Genomic DNA, 20,181 nt, shown 5'->3' with positions numbered 1-20,181 from the left:
CGCGACGTGCCGCGGCCCGAGCGGGAGCCTTGGGGGGTGGGGCTGCCGCTCGGGCCGGGGCGGGGATGGCCGCGGTTGGACCGGGCCGGGTACGGGGCGCCGCGATTACGCCGCCTGGACGTCCCGCTCCGCCACCCGGTGCGGGCACGGGCGGGGCGCTGCCTTGCGGCGGCGCAGGAAGCGCGGCAGCGGCAGGGCCAGGTTCACGAAGCCCTCGGCCTGCATGGCGGCGAAGCCGAGGCGGGGCAGGTCGGCCGAGGCGCGGTAGACCACGAAGCGGGGCTCCCAGCGGGGCCGGAACTTGGCGTTGAACTTGTACAGGGACTCGATCTGGAACCACCGGGACAGGAAGACGAGGAGGCCTCGCCAGGCGCGCAGCACCGGGCCCGCGCCGATCTTCTCGCCGCGTGCCAGCGCCGAGCGGAACATGGCGAAGTTGAGGGACACGCGCGCGATGCCGAACTTCGGGGCGGCCTGGAGGGCGGCGACGATCAGCAGCTCGTTCATGCCGGGGTCGGCCGAACGGTCGCGGCGCATCAGGTCCAGCGAGACGCCGTCCGTGCCCCACGGCACGAAGTGCAGGATCGCCTTGAGGTCGCCGTACGGGCCCGGCTCGTCATCGGCCTTGTGGGCGGTGGCGATGAGGCAGTCGCCGTCGGACGGGTCGCCGACGCGGCCCAGCGCCATGGAGAAGCCGCGCTCGGTGTCGGTGCCGCGCCAGTCGTCGGCGGCCTGGCGGATGCGCTCCAGCTCGGTCTCGCCGAGGTCACGGACACGTCGAACCCGGGTCTCGTAACCGGCGCGCTCGATGCGCTTGACCATCTGGCGCACGTTGCGCATCGCGCGGCCGGTGAGCGAGAAATCCGGTACGTCCACCACCGCCTCGTCGCCCAGTTCGAGGGCGTCGAGCCCGGTCTCGCGGGTCCACACCTCGGCGCCGGTCTCGGAGCAGCCCATGACGGCGGGGGTCCAGGAGTGGGCCCTGGCCTCGTCCATGAAGCGCTCGATGGCGCCGGGCCAGGCCTCGACGTCGCCGATGGGGTCGCCGCTGGCGAGCATCACGCCGGAGACGACGCGGTACGTCACCGCGGCCTTGCCGCTGGGGGAGAAGACCACGGCCTTGTCGCGGCGCAGCGCGAAGTGGCCGAGGGAGTCGCGGCCGCCGTGCTTGGCCAGCAGGGCGCGCAGCCGGTCCTCGTCGTCCTCGGTCAGGTGCGCGGCCGGGTGCTCGGGGCGGAGGGCCAGATAGATGGTGGTGACGGCGGTGAGCAGACCGAGGGCACCGAGGGAGAAGGCGACCGTCCAGGAGGTGTTGCCCTGGTAGTCGACCGGGCCCTCGAAGCCGAACAGGCCGTACAGGACGTGGGTGATGCGGTCGGCCAGGCTCGGGTCGCCCACCAGGGTCTCGGGGTGGGCGTTGACGATGACCAGGCCGAGGGCGAGCGAACCGGCGCCCATGAGGACGAAGTTGGCCAGCGCGCGCCACCTGCTGCGCGGGTCGGGCAGCGCGGCGAACTGGTCGCGGTGACGCAGCAGGGGTGCGAGCAGGGCCAGGGAGATGAGGACGCCGATGAGGGAGTGGCGGTATGTGAACTGCGCCACCGCTCCGGCCGGCAGCAGTACGACGGCCGCGCGCCAGGCCCGCCGTTTGCCGCGCTTGAGGCCGTGCGCGAGCAGCAGCAACAGCACGCCGGCGCTCAGCGAGAGCGCGGCCGCGAACGGGCCCGTCGAGCCCGGCAGTACTTCGGCGATGGCGTGCATACGGCTGTGCCGGAAGCGCGGGAAGACGCCCGCGGCGACGTCCAGCAGGCCGACCAGGGTGCAGGCCCTGCCGAGGAGGACGGGGACGGCCTCGGGGCGCGGGCCGCGCAGCACGTGCCGTACACGGCTCGACAGACGGCCCACCTGGCCCGATCGTTGAGGAACCTTGCCCGACATTTCCACATCTGTCCTGACAGACATCGCATCCCGTAGTTCTGCGAGAGACCTTGGATCCGGTGCCGATTCGGGCATCCGGCGACATTGCGCCCTCTAGGACGGTGTCTCGAGGGGAGAGGTTCACTCGGCTCCCCAAAACCGTTTCAAAGGCCAAGGAAAGTCCGGGGCAAGCCCTTGCGAAGGAGCAGGGGAGGCGGCGTGGTCGGCGTGTCGACGCGGCCGGCGCCGCCCGGGGGAAAGCGCAGGCAGGGAATCAGGCATGGGTCTCACGAGCGACAAGGTGCTGGCGTTGGTGGTCGCGGCCGCCATAGGGCTGTTCGTCGGCACGGTATGGCTGTGGCCGCGGTTGGCGAGGGGAGGGCTACGGGCGGTCGCCGGGCGGGTCGGGCTGCTGCTGGCCACCCAGTTGGCGATCTTCGCGGCGGTGGGTCTTGTCACCAACCAGACCTTCGGGTTCTACGCCAGTTGGGCCGACCTCTTCGGGCAGGAGGACGGGCAGGGGGTCGTCGTGGACCACACGCCGGGGCGGGGGCCCGGGCCGTTGGAAGTCGTCGACACGGGTCGGGTGCCGGGGGCGGTGAGCGCGCGGCCGGAGGTGGGCGGGCAGATCCAGAAGATCCGTGTCGTGGGCCGTACGTCGCACATCGCGACGCCCGCGTTCGTCTATCTGCCGCCCGAATACTTTCAGCCGCGATATCGCACGCGTACGTTCCCGGCGGCCGTCGTGCTGACCGGGTATCCGGGGACGGCCCGGGCGCTGGTGGACAAGCTGGACTATCCGCGCACGGCCGGGAGGCTGGTCGCGGACGGCCGTATGCGGCCGATGGTGCTGGTCATGATGCGGCCGACGGTGGCGCCGCCGCGGGACACCGAGTGCGTGGACATTCCCGGCGGGCCGCAGACCGAGACGTTCTTCGCGAAGGATCTGCCGGATGCCGTGAGCGGTCACTACCGGGTGGGGCACGGGCCCGGGGGCTGGGGGATCATCGGGGACTCCACCGGTGGCTACTGCGCGTTGAAGCTCGCCATGCACCACCCGCGGGTGTACGGCGCGGGGGCCGGGCTCTCCGCGTATTACAAGGCGCCGATCGACGCCACGACGGGGGATCTGTTCCAGGGCGACGCGGAACTGCGCAATCGCGCGAACCTGTGGTGGTACCTCAAGCACATGCCGGCGCCGGACACTTCACTGCTTGTCAGCAGCAGCAAAGTTGGAGAATCCAACTACAAGGACACGTTGAAGTTCATTGAGCGGGTGAAGGCGAACGGGGTGACCCGGATCTCGTCGATCATCCTCGAAAGCGGGGGGCACAACTTCAACACCTGGCGGCGGGAGATTCCGGGGACATTGGAGTGGATGAGTGGGCGGTTGAGCGGGGGGCGGGTGGCGGCTTGAGCCGGGGGTTGGGTGGGGGTTTGAGCCGGGGATGGGTGGGGGCTGACGTGGTCTTCAGGGTCTTGTGATCTTGGTTCTTGGGCAATTCGGTGGCTGTTCTGATTGCCGATGCCGTGTGAACGACTCAGGATGGCTGTGTTTTTACGGGGCGGGGCACCAAGATTCGCCTACGCGCGGTAAGTTTCTGGCCATGCCACGTGGACGTCATCGCCATTCCCCGCCCTTGCACAGGCTGCTGCCCCCGTCGGCGATCGCAGGCGTGTCCGTTGTCTGTGCGCTCGCCCCCTGGGTGTTCACCGAGGCCATGGTGCTGCGCGGCCTTGCCGGGGCCGCCGCGGCGACGGCGGTCGTCGGTGCGGTCGTCATGCGCCGCTGGGACACGCAGGCGGGCAAGCAGGTCGCCGACCTTACGCGCGCGCGTGCGAGCGATGAGTGGCGGCATGAGGAGCGGGTCGCCGAGTTGGAGACCGACCTCGAGGAGTCGCGCGAGCTTCGGGTGAAGCTGGAGCAGCGGCTGCGGGGGAAGCGGGCGGAGCTTGCCGGGCTGCGTAATGAGCATGCGGCGCTGTTGCGGCGGTATGCCACTTCGGAGACCGAGCGGGCGAGTGTGCTGGAGGAGCGCCGGGTTCTGGAGATAGAGGCGGCCGCTCCGGCGAAGGCGTTGCCGGCGGGGCCGGTTGATGGTGCGGGTGAGGGGGCTGCCGGGGCCGAGACCACTGCCGAGGCCGGGGTCGAGGTCGAGGCCGGGGCTGTGGCTGCCTCTGCTTCGGGCGAGGTGGAGGTAGAGGTAGCGGCAGAGGCTGATGACGTGGCTGAGGGGGCTTCGGCGTCGGGGGTGTTCTCGCCGGAGGGGTCTCGGCTGTTTCTGCGGGCCAAGGCGGCGTTGGCGCGGTTCGATGAGGACGGGACGTCGGCGGGGGACGAGCCGGTTTCGGCGGGGGACGAGCCGGTTTCGGCTGAGGACGAGTCGGCTGAGGGTGAGCCGGGGGTGGGTGAGTCCGCGAGGGACGTGTCCCTGAAGAGCGAGTCTGCGAAGGACGGTTCCCCGAAGGACGAACCTCCGAACGACGGGCCCCCGAAGGGCGATGGTCCTTCCGACGGTGAGCCTGTGGAGGACGGTTCGGAGGGCGTCGAGGCGGAGGGGGCCGGCGGGTCGGAGACGGAGCCCGCGCTGGAGGACGACCCGCAGGGGAAGTCCGGGGCGGTCGACGGGCATGAGCACGCGGCCGCCGTCACCCCGGCCCGGTCCGCTCTGCCTGCGGCTCAGCAGCCGTCGGGGCACTTCATCGCGCCGACCGCGGTGGCCGTTGCGCCGGCTACGCCCGTGCGGCGGCCGGCGGTGGAGGGCGGTTTCGACTTCTTCGGTACGAAGAAGGGGGCGGCGCACTCCGCGTTGCAGTCCGTCCAGAACGAGGACCTCGCCGATGTGGTCGGGCAGGAGGCCCTCGCGCTGCACAAGGCCGAGTCCGAGGCGGAGTTCAAGCCGGCGGACGAGGAGTCGCGGGGCGTTGGGCAGGTCATCGATCTGACGGCTCATGACGAGACGGAGCAGATTGATGTGCAGGGGCTGCGGAGCGCGGTTTCCTGACGGTGGGTGGGGGTTCGCGTTGATGCCTGCGGCGCCTGTGCGGGTTCGGTGGGGGTGCGCGTAGCGCCTGCGGGTGTTTTGTGGGTCGGGGCCGTGGCGGGGGTGTCCGTCCTCGGACCGGCGGCTGGCGTCGGGCAGGGTGCTGAGCGTTTCTTGACGCCGGCCACTGCGGGCGGACACCCCCCGCCACGTCCCCTTCCGGCCGTACGCGACCGCGGGTGCTTGGGGGTGCGCCCGACCTCCTCGACGCCGGTCCTCCGCTGAGGGCCACACGCACTGTCAGCCGCCTCTTCGTGGTGCTGGTCCGTACGTACGAGGTTCGAGGCCGAGTTCTGATCGTCCCGAACCCCCGCCCACCACATGGCACCGACGGCCCGCAGCACAAGCTCGACCGGCGCCCGAACCCTCACCCACCCGCAGGGGCCCACCTTTCATCGCTGGCCCGCAGCACAGGCTCGACCGGCGCCCGAACCCTCACCCACCCGCAGGGGCCCACCTTTCATCGCTGGCCCGCAGCACAGGCTCGACCGGTGTTTGGGAACGAGTCTTGGCCATCCTGAACCCCCGCCCACCCGCAGGGCCCTCACATTTCACCAACGGCCCGCACCACGGGCTCGACCGGTGTTTGGGAACGAGTCCTAGCCATCCTGAACCCCCGCCCACCCGCAGGGCCCTCACATTTCACCAACGGCCCGCAGCACAGGCTCGACCGGTGTTTGGGGACAAGTCCTGGTCATCCCGAACCCCCACCCACCCCCTGGGGGCGCAGCCTTTCGGGGTTGGCCCGCGGCAGTCAGCCCGTCCGGCGTTTGAGGACGAGGCCCCTTCAGGGCCGGAGCGGGGGGCTGGGGGCGGCAGCCACCGGGGATGGGACGGGTAGGGGCGGCGGGGGCGAGGAACGCTGGAGGGGCCCCGTGGTGGTTCACGCCATCCAGCGGTCCGGGCGGGCATCCCGGCGGCCCGTTCGGGATCGCTCCGCCTGGCCGTGCAGGAGCCTCGACGCCTCCTCGGTGGGCCTCAGGCGGGCCGTCACCGTCTTGTTGGCCCCGGTGTCCACGTGGACGTCGGCGACGCCCCAGCGGCGCTCCCAGGGGCCTTGGGTCAGGCGGACGCTTTGGACCTTGGCGTGCGGGACGAGGGCGAGGCTTCGGCGGAAGAGGCCCGTTCGGGCGGCGAAGACCGCGTCGGTGATCGTCAGGGCGTAGCCGCGCCACCACACGGGCACGCACCATGCCGCTCGGTGCGGGGGGCGGGAGAGGGCCGCGGGCGGTGGGACCGTCACTCCGGGGAGGACGCGTGCGATGACCGATTCCGCTACCTCGCGTGGGGCCACGGGGAGCAGGAGGGAGTTGGAGGAGCCCGCCACGTCCAGCTCCACGCGTACCCAGCCGCGCCGCCGCCACAGCAGCGGCTCGACGATCCGTACCGTCTGGACGCGGCCCGGCGGCACCGTCTCGTGGGCGCGGTCGAGGAGGCCGTGGTCGATGCGGAGCCCGTCCTGGGACTCGCCCACCGTCCACTCGTACTCGGTGACGAAACGACCCACGCTGCTCGCCCCCGCCGCGCCGAACAGGGGAATCGCGGTGGCCAGGACCGTCCACGCGCTCTCCGTGGTCAGCCAGAGGATCGTCGGCACGACCACCGCGGCCGCCAGCGATCCCCAGGTCGCGCCGGTGAGGAGGAGGGATACGGCCAGGACCCGTGGGGGGACCTGGAGGAGCTGCTGGGAGGGGGCCTCGCCTATCTCGTGTGCCGTCTCGGGGGCGAAGCCCGCCGCGCGGGCCAGGAGTTCCGCGCGCAGCGTGCGCGCCTGCTCCGCGCCCAGGAAGGCGAGTTCGTCCTTCTTGTCGGTGCCTATGACGTCCAGCTTCAGCTTCGCCACACCCGCCACGCGCGCGAGCAGCGGCTGGGTGACGTCGATCGCCTGGATGCGTTCCAGCCGGATGTGCGCGGTGCGCCGGAACACCAGCCCGGTACGGATGCGCAGCTCGGTGTCGGTCACCGCGAAGTGGGTGAACCACCAGGTGAGGAAGCCGTAGAGGGCGGCTGCCGGCAGCAGTACGGCGAGTGCCAGCAGGAGGGTGGTCGTCGTCAGTCTGGTCAGCTGTCGCTGTGCCTGGTCGGGATCGTGCACCGCCCAGCCGATCAGGACGGCCACCGGTGCCCACGCGCGCCTGAGGGGCGTGATCGGGTGCAGGCGGTGTTCGGTCACGGGGCGCCGCTCGCGTACGGCGTCGTCGACGCCCGGTGTCGTCACAGCCCCGCCGATCGGGCCTCGCCCAGCTCGGTGAGCCGGTCGCGCAGGCGTTCCGCCTCCGCCGGGTCGAGGCCGGGGATGGTCGCGTCGGTCGCCGCCGCCGCCGTGTGCAGTTGCACGCTGGCCAGGCCGAAGTGGCGTTCGACCGGGCCCGACGTGACCTCGACGAGCTGCATACGGCCGTACGGCACCACCGTCTCCTGGCGCCACAGCACGCCCCGGCTGATCAGCAGGTCGTCCGCGCGCTCGGCGTAGCGCCACGAACGCCAGTTGCGGCCGAGCATCACCCAGCCCCACGCCATCAGCGCCAGGGGCAGCAGTGCGAAGGCCGCCCAGGCCGGTCCCGCGAGCAGGCCGAGCAGGACCGCCAGGCCGATCGTCAGCAGGCCCAGCCACACCACCAGCAACAGGCGGCGCATGCGCAGCACACCCGGTGGCAGCCCGGTCCACTCCGGATCGGCCGCCGCCCGCTCCTGTTCCGCCGTTCCCGTGTTCTCCGGGCTCCCCGTTTCCATGAGGCCAGCGTACGTAGGACAGACTGTGTCCATGACTCCTACGACGGAGACCACGGTCGGCATCGGCGGCGCCGCGGAGAGCACCGACATGGTGCTCAACATCGGGCCCCAGCACCCGTCCACGCACGGCGTGCTGCGGCTGCGGCTCGTGCTGGACGGCGAGCGCATCGTGCGCGCCGAGCCCGTGATCGGCTATATGCACCGCGGGGCGGAGAAGCTCTTCGAGGCGCGGGACTACCGGCAGATCATCATGCTCGCCAACCGCCACGACTGGCTGTCGGCCTTCTCCAACGAGCTGGGCGTCGTCCTCGCTGTCGAGCGCATGCTCGGCATGGAGGTGCCCGCGCGGGCCGTGTGGACCCGGACGTTGCTCGCGGAGCTCAACCGCGTGCTCAATCACCTGATGTTCCTGGGGTCGTACCCGCTGGAGCTGGGCGGGATCACGCCGATCTTCTACGCCTTCACGGAGCGCGAGGAGCTCCAGCATGTGATGGAGGAGGTCTCCGGCGGGCGTATGCACTACATGTTCAACCGGGTGGGCGGGCTGAAGGAGGACCTGCCGGCCGGGTGGACCACGCGCGCGCGTGCCGTCGTCGCCGACGTGCGCTCGCGCATGGACCGCTTCGACGACCTGGTGCTCGGCAACGAGATCTTCCGGGGGCGCACGCGGGGCGTGGGCGTCCTCACGCCGGAGGCCGTGCACGCGTACGGCGTGAGCGGGCCGATCGCGCGCGGCTCGGGCGTGGACTTCGATCTGCGGCGCGACGAGCCCTATCTCGCTTACGGCGAGCTGGGGGACGTCCTGAAGGTCGTGACGCGGGAGGAGGGCGACTGCCTCGCCCGCTTCGAGTGTCTGCTGGCCCAGGCCCACAACTCCCTCGACCTCGCCGACGCCTGCCTCGACCGGCTCGCCGAGCTGCCGCCCGGGCCGGTCAACCAGCGGCTTCCCAAGGTGCTGAAGGCGCCCGAGGGGCACACGTACGCGTGGACCGAGAATCCGCTCGGCATCAACGGCTACTACCTCGTCAGCAAGGGCGAGAAGACCCCGTACCGGCTGAAGCTGCGCTCCGCCTCGTACAACAACATCCAGGCGCTGGTCGAGCTGCTGCCGGGGACGCTGGTCGCGGACATGGTGGCGATCCTGGGGTCGATGTTCTTCGTGGTCGGCGACATCGACAAGTAACCCTGCGAGCGTGCTCAGTCCGGCAGTGGGTTTGGAATTCCTACCGGCTGCATGAGCCAGCCGAAGTCCCCCAGGCCGCCCGTCGCCGTCAGCTCGGCGGCCTCGCCCGCGGTCGCCAGGGCTCGTACGTACTCCGCCGGGCGGGTGGAGGCCAGCTCGAGCGGGGGGCGTGCGGCGGTGATGTCCAGGGTGTGCAAGGCGTCGCGTTGGGACAGCAGGCGGGCGCCGGGCAGCGCGCAGGCGTCCAGCGCCACGTGTGCCGTGATGTCGCACGAACCGTCCGGCACGGGCGCAGTCTCGCGGCCCTCGCGGAAGCCGGTGAGGGTGCCGAAGGGCGGCCGGGTCGCCGCCGTGTGCGCGTAGTCCACGGCGACCGCGAGGCCCCGCTCCAGCGTCGCGACCGCGGCGGCCCAGGCCTCGTCCCGGGGCAGGCCGATCTCGGCCCGCGCTCCCTCGGTGTCCCCCAACGGCCACCACCGCCGCAGCCACCGAGCCTCCACCCCGGCGACCGGTTCCCCGAGGCGCTCGGTGCCGTCCGGGCGGACGAGGACCCGGCGCGGTACGCCCGCGCAGTCCACCTCCGCGATCTCGACGGGGACGTTGTCCAGCCACTCGTTGGCGAACAGCAGGCCCGTGACCCGGGGCGGTGGGGCGGACAACCACTCGATCCGGTGATCCAGGTCCTCGGGGCGGCCGGCGATCTCGACGGCGTACGCACGCGTGCGTGCCGCCACCTCGGCGGGCAGGGCGGCCAGGACGCCGGTGGCCAGCTCGCCGCGGCCCGCCGCCATGTCCACGAAGTCGAGCGGGTCGGGGTGGGCCAGCGACTCGTCGACCCGGCACAGCAGCCGGGCCACGGCGCGGGCGAAGAGCGGCGAGGCGTGGACGGACGTACGGAAGTGGCCGGCCGGTCCCTCGGGGCGTCGGTAGAAGCCACCCGGTCCGTAGAGCGCCGCCTCCGCCGCCGTGCGCCACCCCTGCCACTCGCCCGCCGCCTCTGCTGTCACCGGCCCAGGCTAAGCGCGCAGAGGAACGCAGCCTCCACCTTGGGGAGTACGCGCGCGGGGTGCGGATCGGCCCTCCGGTTGACCCCTGCACGCATCTCGCTTCCCTACGCTGGGTTACGTGCAGCGCCTCTATGACTTCATCCGCAGGCACCCGACGTGGGTCGACAGCTTCTGGGCCGTCTTCCTGTTCGGGATCTCTGTGGTCACCGTGGCCGTCCGCGACGAAGGCGGGCAGAACTCTCCGGGCACGGACTCCGAGGCGGCCATCGTCACGGTGGTCCTGCTGCTGGGCCTGGTGGTCGCGCTGCGCCGGCGCATGCCGGAGAAGATGCTGGTGCTCGCCATCGGCGTGGGTCTGGCCCAGTTGGTGCTGAACGTGGCGACGACGCCGGCCAACTTCGCCTTCCTGGTGATCGTCTACACCGTCGCCGCGACCGGCGCCCGCTGGGCCTCCCGGCTCGCGCTCGGCGTGGGCCTGTGCGCGTCGCCGCTGTCCCAGTTGCGCTGGCCGGAGCAGGACGCCACCGTCCTGAGCAACGTCGTCCTGATCATCTTCCTGACCGTGCCGTTCGTGCTCGCCTGGGTGCTGGGCGACTCGATCCGCACCCGCCGCGCCTACTACGAGCAGCTCGAGGAGCGCGCGACCCGGCTCGAAAAGGAGCGCGAGGCGCAGGCCAAGGTCGCGGTCGCCGCCGAACGCGCCCGGATCGCGCGCGAGCTGCACGACGTCGTCGCCCACAACGTCTCCGTGATGGTGGTGCAGGCCGACGGCGCGGCCTACGTCCTCGACGCCGCCCCCGACCAGGCCAAGAAGGCCCTGGAGACCATCTCCTCCACCGGCCGGCAGGCCCTCGCCGAAATGCGCCGCCTGCTGGGCGTGCTGCGCACCGGCGAGCACCAGGAGAGCGGCGAGTACGTCCCGCAGCCCGACGTCGAGCAGATCGACGACCTCATCCAGCAGTGCCGCAGCTCCGGTCTGCCGGTCGACTTCAAGGTCGAGGGCACCCCGCGTCCGCTGCCCAGCGGCGTCGAGCTGACGGCGTACCGCATCGTGCAGGAGGCGCTGACGAACACGCGCAAGCACGGCGGTCCGAACGCGGGCGCCAGCGTGCGCCTGGTCTACTTCGACGACGGGCTCGGCCTGCTCGTCGAGGACGACGGCAAGGGCGCCCCGCACGAGCTGTACGAGGACGGCGGCGCCGACGGCCGGGGGCACGGGCTGATCGGCATGCGCGAGCGGGTGGGCATGGTCGGCGGCACCCTGGACGCGGGACCGCGCCCGGGCGGAGGATTCCGCATCAGTGCGCTGCTGCCGCTCAAACCAGCACACTGACGATCGACCATGTCCCTTGTTGACACCTGTAACGGCCCTGTAGACGGATACGGAAGACACGGAAGAGGACCCCGATGACGATCCGCGTGATGCTCGTCGACGACCAGGTGCTGCTGCGCACCGGGTTCCGGATGGTGCTTGCCGCCCAGCCGGACATGGAGGTCGTCGCGGAGGCGGGCGACGGCGTCGAGGCCCTCCAGGTGCTGCGCTCGACCCCCGTCGACGTCGTGCTGATGGACGTGCGCATGCCGAAGCTGGACGGCGTGGAGACCACCCGCCGCATCTGCTCGGAGCCCGACGCGCCCAAGGTGCTGATCCTGACCACCTTCGACCTCGACGAGTACGCCTTCTCGGGGCTCAAGGCGGGCGCCTCCGGCTTCATGCTCAAGGACGTGCCGCCCGGCGAGCTCCTCGGCGCCATCCGCGCGGTGCACAGCGGCGACGCCGTGGTCGCCCCGTCGACGACCCGGCGCCTGCTGGACCGGTTCGCGCCCATGCTGCCGTCCAGCGGCAAGGAGCCCCAGCACAAGGAGCTGGAGCGGCTGACCGACCGCGAGCGCGAGGTCATGGTGCTGGTCGCCCAGGGCCTGTCCAACGGCGAGATCGCCGCCCGGCTGGTGCTGTCCGAGGCGACCGTGAAGACCCATGTCGGCCGCATCCTGACCAAGCTGGGGCTGCGCGACCGGGTGCAGGTGGTCGTCCTGGCCTACGAGACGGGGCTGGTGCGGGCCGGCGGGCACGGCTGACGCATGCCCGCGTGGTGCTCGCGTGAGCGGTGCCCATTAGGGTCTGCGCATGCTCCTGTGGATCAACGGCCCCTTCGGGGGCGGCAAGACACAGACCGCACACGAGATACAGCGCCGTCTGCCCGGCAGCGTCATCTGCGACCCCGAGCACCCCGGCTTCGGGCTGCGGCGCATGCTCCCGCCCGAACTGCGAGGGGACTTCCAGGACCTGACCTCCTGGCGGCAGGGCGTCGTCGAGGTCCTCGACCTCGCCCTCACCAAGCACGACGGAGTGGTGATCGCCCCCATGACGGTCACCGACCTCGACTACTTCGCCGAGACGGTCGGGCGGCTGGGCGAACTCGGCCATGACGTACGGCACTTCACGCTCCTCGCCGAGCGCGAGACCGTCCTGCGGCGGCTGCGGGAGCGCGGCTTCGGGCACCTCCTTCGGTACGTCGCCGGGAAGAACGCCGGGCTGCGCCGCGAGAGTTGGGCCGTGCAGCAGCTCGACCACTGTCTGGAGCGGCTGCGCGAGCCGGAGTTCGCCGAGCATCTGTGGACGGACCACTCGACCGTGCCGAAGACCGCGGACCGCATCGCCGTCCTGGCCGGTCTGCGGCTGCGGCCCAACAACGAGAGCGCGCTGCGGACCCGGCTGCGGCAGGCGGGGGTCGGGATCCGGCACATCCGGTTCGACTGACGTACGGCCCCGCGCGTGACGTACGGCCCCCGCATGACGTACGGCCCCCGCGTGACGCACGGCCCGCGCGGGCGCTATCTGAGGATCCCCTCCAGGAAGTCGCTGCCCAGCCGGGCCACCATCGTCACGTCGAGCTGGTGCTGGACGTACCGTCCGCGGCGGCGTGTGGTGATCAGGCCGGCCTTCTTCAGGACGCCCAGGTGCCGGGATATCTCCGGCGCCGTCATGCCGTGCACCTGCGCCAGCTCGCCCGTGGTGTAGGCGCTGCGGGCGATGTTGCGGCAGATACGCATCCGCACCGGGTGGGAGAGCGCGGTCATCCGCAGCGCCAGCTGCTCGACCGTGGGCGGGGCGGTCGGCTCGGGGGAGCCGACCGGGTAGTGCAGCACCGGCTGCCAGTCGTGGCGGTGCAGGACCATCAGGTGCGGCCAGCCCAGGCTGGTCGGGACGAGGAGGAGCCGGCCGTCCCCCACGGCCGTGTGGCCCTCGCCCAGCTTGTCGACCGTGATCCGCGCGGCCGCCTCGTCGAGGGTCACCGCCGGGGACACCGCGGCCAGCGCCTCCGCGAGGCCCCTGTGCCGCAGGAGGTCCGTCTTGTGACGGGCGTCCGCGGCGAGCTGGTGGCGCAGCCGGGACCAGGTCTCCGCGAAGAACGCCTCGTCGCAGTCCTGGAGGAACTGCCGCAGCCAGGCCCGGATCCGCGGCGGATCCGCCAGCAGCCGCTCGCTGAACCGGAGCTGCTGCGGCCCGCGCGCGGCGGCGAGATCCAGCGCCCGGTGCCGCACCTCGGCGTCGGAGAGCGCGTCGGGACCGGAGGTGCTGTACGGCAGCGCGCAGGTGAACTCCAGGGCGGCGTCCACGAACTGCTCGTCCGTCAGCTTGTCGAGCTGGTCCAGCTCCTCCGCCAGCGTGGCCCCCGGGAGGGTGGAGCGGCCCGGGACGCCGGCGAAGGGAAGGAACAGATCCGAGAACGTCGACCGCCACAGGAAGTCGGCCTCGCACATCCGGTCGGCCAGGTGCGAGTCCAGCCGGGCCGTCACACCTGTCACCCAGCCCTGGAGGCCCGGGTGGTGCCCCGGCTCCGACAGCGCGTGCAGCGCCATGCCGAGCTCGGCCAGGGGCGAGGGCACGACGGCGAGCCTCTCCGGCCGCAGCCCCGCGATGTCGATCGTCACGCTCATGTCCCCATGGTGCACGCCACCACTGACAAGGCGGCCGTCGATTGACGGCGGCCGTCAATCGACGCGACGCGGCGGCCGCGGGGAGGTGAACCTGGGGTCACCGGGGCAGCCGCGGAGCCCGATCACCAACTACGTCGTCTCTCCTACGTCCCGAGAGGCCATCGGCCATGAGCATCACGCAACAGCACCTCCTCGACACCTACCGCGCCGGCCGGCTTGGCGAGGTCGCCCCTCCACTGCCCGGCACCCACGACTGGCAGGTCGTGCGCGAGTGGCGCGACCACCGCCGGTTCCGGGCCGTCGTCGCCGGGCGCCCGGCCCACGGGCGGATACGGCAGGCCCTGCGCCGCTTGCTGCATGCGCGGCCGCGCTCTACCTGGTGACCTCCCGGGGCAGCCGGGCCACGAACTCCGCGACCGCCGTCCTCACGTCGTGCGCCGTCCACTCCAGGCCGGGTGCCCGTACATGGATCTCGGTGCAGGACAGGCCCGGGCCCTTCTGGTCCCATGGGTGGGCGAAGAGCATGGTCCTCGTCTGCTCGGCTGTCCGCACCGACGCCTCCATGACCACCTCGGCGTCGTACGGCAACCAGACCTGGAAGTCGTGGGTGTGCGGCACGTCGGGGTACACGCGCGCCCACGGCAGCCCGGCCGTCGCGAAGCCCTCGCGCAGCGCGGCGGCCACCACGCGCGCGTGGGCCACGTACTCCGGCAGCCGGGGCAGCTCCCTCTCCAGGCCGACCAGGGCCGACAGCGCCGTGGGGAACTGCTGGAACACCTGGCCCCCGTACCTGTGCCGCCAGACCTCCGCCTCCTCGACCAGGGTCTTCGGGCCGGCCAGCGCCGCGCCCCCGAACCCGTCGAGCGACTTGTAGAACGACACGTACACGCTGTCCGCGAGGCCCGCGATCTCCGCCAGCGGTCGATCGAAATGGACGGTGGACTCCCACAGGCGCGCGCCGTCGAAGTGCACCACCGCGTCGCGCTCCCGCGCCGCCTCCACGATGTCGGTGAGCTCCTCCCAGGTGGGCAGCACGAAACCGGCGTCCCTGAGGGGCAGTTCGAGCATCAGCGCCCCGAAGGGCTCGTCGAAGTCGCGTACCTCGGCGGCGGTCGGCAGTCGCGCCTCGCTCGTCAGACGGACCGGACGCAGGCCGCTGACCTGGCTGAACGCATTCTTTTCGTGCACCTCGGGGTGGGCCAGCGCATGCAGGGCGACAGTCGGGTTCCCGGTACGGCCCGCCCAGCAGCGCAGGGCCACCTGCTGGGCCATCGTGCCGGTCGGGAAGAACGCGGCGGCCTCCAGGCCGAGCAGCGCGGCGACCTTCTCCTCCACCGCCTCGACGACGCCGTCGCCGTAGATGTCCGACGGTTCGTCCAGGTCGTACACGTCCTTCGCCGCGTCCAACAGACCCAGGCGCTCCTGGAGGGTCTTCTGGAAACCGTGGCGCGCGAACACGCGCCGCGCGCTCCGCTGGGCGGCGATGCGCCGCTCGCGTAGCCGCTTGCGCCGTTCCTGGTCGGATATCCGGACCAGCGGGTGTCCGCTCTTCCGAGTCGCATCGCTCATCACCGGATCATGCCTCGCGCCGGATCGCCCGGGCACCCGCTTTCCGTGCGGTGGTCCACGGGTGCGCGGCGTGCGATAACCCACAGCCTGTGGACAACCGAACGCCTCTCGAACCAATCGCGTTAACATGACGAGAAATCGTCCGGTACCCCGAGCGGACTGGAACGGGAAGGCCGCCGTCGCGTGAGTACAAGCCAACAGCCAGATCCCAAGGACCGCCCCGCGCGGCTCACCGTCGGTGTCGTCGGCGCCGGCCGTGTGGGCCCCGCGCTCGCCGCGTCCCTCCAGCTCGCCGGGCACCGCCCGGTGGCCGTGTCCGGGGTCTCCGACGCCTCCCGGCGACGAGCCCAGCGGATGCTCCCCGACGTGCCGCTGGTGCCGCCCGCCGAAGTCCTCGCGCGCGCCGAGCTGGTCCTGCTCACCGTCCCGGACGACGCGCTGCCCGGCCTGGTCGAGGGCCTCGCCGAGACCGGCGCCGTACGCCCCGGCCAGCTGCTGGCGCACACCTCCGGGCGGTACGGCGTGAACGTCCTGGACCCCGCCCTGCGCGCGGGCGCGCTGCCGCTGGCCCTGCACCCGGCGATGACGTTCACCGGCACCCCCGTGGACGTCCAGCGCCTCGCCGGCTGCTCCTTCGGCGTCACCGCCCCCGACGAGCTGCGGCTGGCCGCCGAGGCCCTCGTCATCGAGATGGGCGGGGAGCCGGAGTGGATCGCCGAGGAGAGGCGCCCGCTGTACCACGCGGCGCTCGCCCTGGGCGCCAACCACCTGGTCACGCTCGTCGCCCAGTCCATGGAGCTGCTGCGCGAGGCGGGCGTCGCCGCCCCCGACCGGATGCTCGGCCCGCTGCTCGGCGCCGCCCTCGACAACGCCCTGCGCTCCGGCGACGCCGCCCTGACCGGCCCCGTCGCGCGCGGGGACGCCGGAACCGTCGCCGCGCACGTCAGCGAGCTGCGCCGGCACGCCCCGCAGACCGTCGCCGGCTATCTCGCGATGGCCCGCGCTACCGCCGACCGCGCGCTCGCGCACGGGTTGCTGAAGCCGGAGCTCGCCGAGGACCTCCTCGGCGTACTCGCGGGCGGGACCAACGGCGCCGAGGGAGACGCCCGATGACCACCACCCTGCTGCGCACCGCCGACGAACTGCACGCACGCACGCGTGCCGGCCGCCGCGCCGTCGTGATGACCATGGGCGCCCTGCACGAGGGCCACGCCACCCTGATCCGCACCGCGCGCGGGATCGCCGGACCGGACGGCGAGGTCGTCGTCACCGTCTTCGTGAACCCCCTGCAGTTCGGCCAGGGAGAGGACCTCGACCGCTATCCGCGCACTCTGGAGGCCGACCTCAAGATCGCCGAACAGGCCGGTGCGGACGCCGTGTTCGCCCCCGCCGTCGACGAGGTCTACCCGGGCGGCGAACCCCAGGTCCGCATCAGCGCCGGCCCGATGGGCGAGCGCCTGGAGGGCTCCTCCCGCCCCGGCCACTTCGACGGCATGCTCACCGTCGTCGCCAAGCTGCTCCACCTCACCCGTCCCGACGTGGCCCTGTACGGCCAGAAGGACGCCCAGCAGCTCGCGCTGATCCGCCGCATGGTGCGCGACCTGAACTTCGGCATGGAGATCGTCGGCGTCCCCACCGTGCGCGAGGAGGACGGCCTCGCGCTCTCCAGCCGCAACCGCTACCTCTCGCCCAAGGAACGGCACACCGCGCTCGCGCTCTCCCAGGCCCTGTTCGCCGGCCGCGACCGGCACGCGGCGCAGGAGGCGCTGCGCGCGCGGGCCCGCGAAGTACCCGCCACGCGCGCGCGTGCCGAGGCGCTCAGCGCCATAGGGGAGTCCCGCGCGGCGGCCGACGCACACGCCGTCGCCAAGGCCGTCCCCGGCGCCGCGGCGGCCGTGCGCGCCGCCGCCCGCCTGGTCCTGGACGAGGCCGCCCGCCTCGACCCGCCGCTCGAACTGGACTACCTCGCCCTCGTCGACCCCTCGGACTTCACCGAGATCGACGACGACTTCACAGGCGAGGCCGTCCTCGCCGTCGCGGCCCGGGTCGGGACGACCCGGCTGATCGACAACGTCACCCTCACCTTCGGAGCCGCCTCGTGACCAGCACAGGCATACGACTGCACGCCCCCGCGCCCGGGTGGTCCATCGACGCGGACGTCGTGGTCGTCGGCTCCGGCGTCGCCGGCCTCACCGCGGCCCTGCGCTGCGAGGCCGCCGGCCTCAGGACGGTCGTCGTCACCAAGGCCCGCCTCGACGACGGCTCCACCCGCTGGGCCCAGGGCGGCATCGCCGCGGCCCTCGGCGAGGGCGACACCCCCGAGCAGCACCTGGACGACACCCTGGTCGCGGGCGCGGGCCTGTGCGACGAGGGAGCGGTCCGCATCCTCGTCACCGAGGGCCCCGACGCCGTGCGCCGGCTGATCGAGACCGGCGCCCACTTCGACGAGTCCTCCGAAGGCGGACTGGCGCTCACCCGCGAGGGCGGCCACCACCGCCGCCGCATCGCCCACGCCGGCGGCGACGCGACCGGCGCGGAGATCTCCCGCGCCCTCGTGGAGGCGGTACGCGCGCGTGGCCTGCGCACGGTCGAGAACGCGCTCGTCCTCGACCTCCTCACGGACGCCGACGGCCGCACGGCCGGTGTCACCCTGCACGTCATGGGCGAGGGCCAGCACGACGGCGTAGGGGCGGTCCACGCACCCGCGGTGGTGCTCGCGACCGGCGGCATGGGCCAGGTCTTCTCGGCGACGACGAACCCGTCCGTCTCGACGGGCGACGGCGTGGCCCTCGCCCTGCGCGCGGGCGCCGAGGTGAGCGATCTGGAGTTCGTCCAGTTCCACCCGACCGTGCTGTTCCTCGGCCCGGAGGCGGAGGGCCAGCAGCCCCTGGTCTCCGAGGCCGTACGCGGCGAGGGCGCGCACCTGGTCGACGCCGACGGCGTGCGCTTCATGCTGGGCCGGCACGAACTGGCCGAACTCGCCCCCCGGGACATCGTCGCCAAGGGCATCATGCGGCGCATGCAGGAGCAGGACGCCGAGCACATGTTCCTCGACGCCCGCCACTTCGGCGCCGACATGTGGGAGCACCGCTTTCCGACGATCCTGGCCGCCTGCCGCGCCCACGGCATCGACCCGGTGCACGACCCCATCCCGATAGCGCCCGCCGCCCACTACGCCTCCGGCGGCGTGCGCACCGACTCCCACGGCCGTACGACCGTCCCCGGCCTGTACGCGTGCGGCGAGGTCGCCTGCACGGGCGTGCACGGCGCCAACCGCCTGGCCTCCAACTCCCTCCTGGAGGGCCTGGTCTACGCCGAGCGCATCGTCGCGGACATCGCCGAGTCCCGCGCGGCCGACGGCCTGCACGCGCGCGTGCCGCACCCGGTGCCGTACCCCGAGACCCCCGAGCACCCCCTGCTCGCCCCCGAGGCCCGTTTCGCGATCCAGCGGATCATGACCGACGGCGCCGGCGTCCTGCGCTCCGCGAACTCCCTCGCCAAGGCCGCCGACCAGCTCCAGCAACTGCACACCGAGGCCCGCGACGCCCTCGCCGAGAACGGCAAGACCGCCGAACCCGGAGTGGACACCTGGGAGGCCACCAACCTCCTGTGCGTGGCCCGCGTCCTGGTCGCCGCCGCGCATCTGCGCGAGGAGACGCGCGGCTGCCACTGGCGCGAGGACGAGCCCGACCGCGACGACACGACATGGCGCCGCCACATCGTCGTACGCCTGAACCCGGACCGCACACTGGCCGTGCACACCACCGACACCGCAGACTTCCCCCCGACCCGGCCCCAGGAGCAGTGACAGCAGTGACCACCCCCGACCTTCCCCTCGCCTCGAACGGCGGCTGCGGCGACGACTGCGCCTGCGGTGCCGACGAGGAGTACCTGGAGTGCGGCCTCGACCCCGCACTCGCCCAGCTCCTGGCCGACGCGGGCCTCGACCCGGTCGAGGTCGAGGACATCGCCAACGTGGCCATCCAGGAAGACCTCGCCCACGGCGTGGACGTGACGACGGTCGCGACGATCCCCGAGGAGGCGACCGCGACCGCCGACTTCGTGGCACGCGAGGCGGGCGTCGTGGCGGGCCTCAGAATCGCCGAGGCGGTGGTCTCGATCGTCTGCGAGGACGAGTTCGAGGTGGAACGCCACGTGGAGGACGGCGAGCGCGTGTCGGAGGGCGAGAAGCTCCTCTCCGTCACCACCCGCACCCGGGACCTCCTGACGGCCGAACGCAGCGCACTGAACATCCTCTGCCGCCTGTCGGGCATCGCGACGGCCACGCGCGCGTGGGCGGACGTACTGGACGGCACCAGGGCGAGGGTCCGCGACACCCGCAAGACGACGCCGGGCCTGCGCGCGCTGGAGAAGTACGCGGTGCGCTGCGGAGGCGGAGTGAACCACCGCATGTCGCTGTCCGACGCGGCCCTGGTGAAGGACAACCACGTGGTGGCCGCGGGCGGGGTGTCCCAGGCATTCAAGGCGGTCCGCGAGACCTTCCCGGACGTCCCCGTCGAGGTCGAGGTGGACACCCTCCACCAGCTCCGCGAGGTGGTCGACGCGGGGGCCGACCTGATCCTGCTGGACAACTTCACGCCGGGCGAGTGCGCGGAGGCGGTGGCGATCGTGGCCGGCCGGGCGGCGCTGGAGGCCTCGGGCCGCCTGACTCTCGACAACGCCAAGGCGTACGCCGACACGGGCGTCGACTACCTGGCCGTCGGGGCGCTCACCCACTCCTCGCCGATCCTGGACATCGGCCTCGACCTGCGAGCGGCGGAGTAGG

At 72.4% G+C, this 20,181-nt stretch carries 17 protein-coding genes; 11 read left to right on the top strand and 6 right to left on the bottom strand.

The features are described 5' to 3' along the window. Positions 1-105: 105 nt before the first annotated feature. Positions 106-1,938 (bottom strand): phosphatidylglycerol lysyltransferase domain-containing protein, encoded by a 1,833-nt coding sequence (locus tag IM697_RS42150; protein ID WP_194042530.1) that lies wholly within the window; start codon positions 1,936-1,938, stop codon positions 106-108. Between the two features lie 259 nt (positions 1,939-2,197). Between IM697_RS42150 and IM697_RS42145 the strand changes: the two genes are divergently transcribed. Beyond that, positions 2,198-3,334 (top strand): alpha/beta hydrolase, encoded by a 1,137-nt coding sequence (locus IM697_RS42145; protein ID WP_194042528.1) that lies wholly within the window; start codon positions 2,198-2,200, stop codon positions 3,332-3,334. Positions 3,335-3,524: 190 nt separating this feature from the next. Beyond that, positions 3,525-4,922: an ICP22 family protein gene (locus IM697_RS42140; RefSeq protein ID WP_194050110.1), complete on the top strand. Its 1,398-nt coding sequence runs from the start codon at positions 3,525-3,527 to the stop codon at positions 4,920-4,922. A 922-nt stretch (positions 4,923-5,844) separates the two neighbouring features. Here IM697_RS42140 and IM697_RS42135 read toward each other — a convergent pair. Further along, complete coding sequence (locus tag IM697_RS42135) at positions 5,845-7,179, bottom strand: PH domain-containing protein (protein ID WP_194042525.1); 1,335 nt, start codon at positions 7,177-7,179, stop codon at positions 5,845-5,847. Continuing rightward, positions 7,176-7,694 carry a PH domain-containing protein gene (locus IM697_RS42130; protein WP_194042516.1) on the bottom strand — a complete coding sequence of 173 codons (519 nt, stop codon included), beginning with the start codon at positions 7,692-7,694 and terminating at the stop codon, positions 7,176-7,178. Before IM697_RS42130 ends, IM697_RS42135 begins: the two co-directional genes overlap by 4 nt. A gap of 31 nt (positions 7,695-7,725) precedes the next feature. Between IM697_RS42130 and IM697_RS42125 the strand changes: the two genes are divergently transcribed. Next, complete coding sequence (locus IM697_RS42125; protein WP_194042505.1) at positions 7,726-8,877, top strand: NADH-quinone oxidoreductase subunit D; 1,152 nt, start codon at positions 7,726-7,728, stop codon at positions 8,875-8,877. 14 nt (positions 8,878-8,891) lie between these two features. Here IM697_RS42125 and IM697_RS42120 read toward each other — a convergent pair whose 3' ends face one another. Next, on the bottom strand, positions 8,892-9,884 hold the full coding sequence (locus tag IM697_RS42120; protein ID WP_194042504.1) for an SAM-dependent methyltransferase: 993 nt from the start codon (positions 9,882-9,884) through the stop codon (positions 8,892-8,894). 118 nt (positions 9,885-10,002) lie between these two features. Between IM697_RS42120 and IM697_RS42115 the strand changes: the two genes are divergently transcribed. The 3 genes from IM697_RS42115 to IM697_RS42105 all read left to right on the top strand — a co-directional run bounded on the left by IM697_RS42115 (position 10,003) and on the right by IM697_RS42105 (position 12,645). Then, positions 10,003-11,217 carry a sensor histidine kinase gene (locus IM697_RS42115; RefSeq protein WP_194042502.1) on the top strand — a complete coding sequence of 405 codons (1,215 nt, stop codon included), beginning with the start codon at positions 10,003-10,005 and terminating at the stop codon, positions 11,215-11,217. A gap of 74 nt (positions 11,218-11,291) precedes the next feature. Further along, positions 11,292-11,963: a response regulator transcription factor gene (locus IM697_RS42110; protein WP_194042500.1), complete on the top strand. Its 672-nt coding sequence runs from the start codon at positions 11,292-11,294 to the stop codon at positions 11,961-11,963. Between the two features lie 49 nt (positions 11,964-12,012). Then, positions 12,013-12,645 carry an AAA family ATPase gene (locus tag IM697_RS42105; protein ID WP_194042498.1) on the top strand — a complete coding sequence of 211 codons (633 nt, stop codon included), beginning with the start codon at positions 12,013-12,015 and terminating at the stop codon, positions 12,643-12,645. A gap of 74 nt (positions 12,646-12,719) precedes the next feature. Here the strand turns inward: IM697_RS42105 and IM697_RS42100 are convergent, their stop codons facing one another. Continuing rightward, a complete protein-coding gene (locus IM697_RS42100; protein ID WP_194042496.1) occupies positions 12,720-13,826 on the bottom strand; it encodes a DUF5937 family protein in 1,107 nt (368 codons plus the stop codon). Positions 13,827-13,993: 167 nt separating this feature from the next. Between IM697_RS42100 and IM697_RS42095 the strand changes: the two genes are divergently transcribed. Then, complete coding sequence (locus tag IM697_RS42095) at positions 13,994-14,209, top strand: hypothetical protein (RefSeq protein WP_194042495.1); 216 nt, start codon at positions 13,994-13,996, stop codon at positions 14,207-14,209. Here the strand turns inward: IM697_RS42095 and IM697_RS42090 are convergent. Continuing rightward, complete coding sequence (locus IM697_RS42090; RefSeq protein ID WP_194042492.1) at positions 14,199-15,395, bottom strand: threonine aldolase family protein; 1,197 nt, start codon at positions 15,393-15,395, stop codon at positions 14,199-14,201. The two genes, IM697_RS42095 and IM697_RS42090, sit on opposite strands and share 11 nt — an antisense overlap. Positions 15,396-15,578: 183 nt before the next feature. Here IM697_RS42090 and IM697_RS42085 point away from each other — a divergent pair, with 183 nt between their 5' ends. The 4 genes from IM697_RS42085 to nadC are packed head-to-tail and all read left to right on the top strand — an operon-like array spanning position 15,579 to position 20,180. Further along, on the top strand, positions 15,579-16,508 hold the full coding sequence (locus IM697_RS42085) for a Rossmann-like and DUF2520 domain-containing protein (RefSeq protein WP_194042490.1): 930 nt from the start codon (positions 15,579-15,581) through the stop codon (positions 16,506-16,508). Then, positions 16,505-17,497, top strand: a complete 993-nt coding sequence (gene panC, locus IM697_RS42080) for a pantoate--beta-alanine ligase (protein ID WP_194042484.1) — start codon at positions 16,505-16,507, stop codon at positions 17,495-17,497. Before IM697_RS42085 ends, panC begins: the two co-directional genes overlap by 4 nt. Next, on the top strand, positions 17,494-19,203 hold the full coding sequence (locus IM697_RS42075) for an L-aspartate oxidase (protein WP_194042482.1): 1,710 nt from the start codon (positions 17,494-17,496) through the stop codon (positions 19,201-19,203). Before panC ends, IM697_RS42075 begins: the two co-directional genes overlap by 4 nt. Before the next feature lie 5 nt (positions 19,204-19,208). Then, complete coding sequence (gene nadC / locus IM697_RS42070; protein WP_194050109.1) at positions 19,209-20,180, top strand: carboxylating nicotinate-nucleotide diphosphorylase; 972 nt, start codon at positions 19,209-19,211, stop codon at positions 20,178-20,180. Position 20,181: the final 1 nt, after the last annotated feature.

It is taken from the genome of Streptomyces ferrugineus (genome assembly GCF_015160855.1).
GTDB classification, from domain to species: Bacteria; Actinomycetota; Actinomycetes; order Streptomycetales; family Streptomycetaceae; genus Streptomyces; species Streptomyces ferrugineus.
Note: the sequence above shows the minus strand (reverse complement) of the source record. Positions and strands in the feature narration are given on the sequence as shown.